At 62.0% G+C, this 1,454-nt stretch carries 1 protein-coding gene; it reads left to right on the forward strand.

Annotated elements, in window-relative coordinates:
* The first annotated feature begins 107 nt into the window (after positions 1 to 107).
* A complete protein-coding gene (locus tag EP867_RS19580; RefSeq protein ID WP_128491091.1) occupies positions 108 to 1,139 on the forward strand; it encodes an IS110 family RNA-guided transposase in 1,032 nt (343 codons plus the stop codon).
* The last annotated feature ends 315 nt before the right edge of the window (positions 1,140 to 1,454 follow it).

Consider the following 1,454-nt stretch of genomic DNA (forward strand, 5'->3'; position numbering starts at 1 on the left):
TATGAGATGCCGTAACGGGGCCTGCGTCGCGACCCGCCCGTTTCCGTTGCAGAATCGAGGGCAAGCTGGCGCCATTCCCGTATCGGATCCACAGGGAGGACTGCGGGATGAAGCTGTTTATCGGGCTGGATGTGTCGCTGGAGAAGACCGCGATCTGCGTGATCAGCGAGCATGGGAAGATCGTGAAGGAGGCGCAGGTGGCCAGCGAGCCCGAGGCGCTGTCGTGCTGGATCAACGATCAGGACGGCGCAATCGCTGCCGTCGGGCTCGAGGCTGGTCCCTTGTCGCAGTGGTTGCATCGCGGGTTATCTGAGGCAGGGCAAGCTGTCGTGCTGATGGAAACACGGCAAGTGAAAGGCGCCCTGAAGGCCATGCCGATCAAGACGGACCGGCGTGATGCCGAAGGTATCGCGCGTCTGCTGCACCTCGGCTGGTTCCGGCCAGTTCACTGCAAATCGGTGTCTGCACAGGAGGTTCGCGCTGTGCTCAGCGCCCGCAAGGCTGTGCAACAAGGGTTCATCACACTGGAGATGTCACTGCGCGGGCTACTTCGGAACTTCGGCCTCAAGGTCGGCACCATATCACGTGGCCGGTTCGAACAGCGTATCCGCGAACTGGCGATAGGTAATCCGATGCTGGAAGCGGCAACCGAACCCATGCTCAGCGCGCGGTCGGCGTTACGGCGAGAGTTGGCGGGCCTTGAACGCCATGTCCGGCAACTCGCGCAGGAAGATCCGGTCTGCCGCCGGTTGATGTCAATGCCCGGGATCGGCGCTGTTGTAGCACTGACCTATCGATCTGCGGTCGACGATCCAGACCGATTCACTTCTTCGAAGAAGGTCGGGCCGTGGGTCGGCCTGACTCCCTCTCGAAACCAGTCGGGCGAGCGAGACATCTCGGGCGGGATCACCAAGGCGGGCGACGTCAACCTTCGACGCGCGCTGTGTCAGGCTGCCACGGTTATGATGCATCGTGGACGGGCGAGTTGGTTGCGAACCTGGGCCGCAAAACTTGCGCGCCGTCGTGGTGCCAAGCGTGCGATGGTTGCGTTGGCGCGGCGTATCGCCGTAATCCTGCACCGCATGTGGAAGGATGACATCGACTTCCGCTTCGATACTCCGGTGGATCATGCCGGCTGAAGACGCAAGCTCCAGACTGCTGCCCGCCTGATCGCGGGCCTTCGAGGTCCCCACGGGACGCGGTTCCGATGATGCCGTGCTCAGGACTGATGCCGATCACATCGAGCACGCCAATGAGATGGGCACATCGGAATTGCATTGAACCAGCATCATGTTGGCGGCCATCGCGCCGACCACGGACCGAAGCATGCACCCGGGTCGACCTCAGGGGAAGGCTGCCGAACAGGAAAGCAGATCACTTCCTAAACGGACAAGACCGCAGTTCGGCGGCGCATCCCGCATGTGCAAAACCGCTTGACTGGGATGACCCCGTTA

The sequence above is a fragment of the Falsigemmobacter intermedius genome, assembly GCF_004054105.1.
Lineage (GTDB): Bacteria > Pseudomonadota > Alphaproteobacteria > Rhodobacterales > Rhodobacteraceae > Wagnerdoeblera > Wagnerdoeblera intermedia.

What these genes read in the sequence shown, in the direction of transcription:
- EP867_RS19580 (WP_128491091.1), top strand. Translation starts at nt 108, where the DNA reads ATGAAGCTGTTTATCGGGCTGGATGTGTCGCTGGAGAAGACCGCGATC.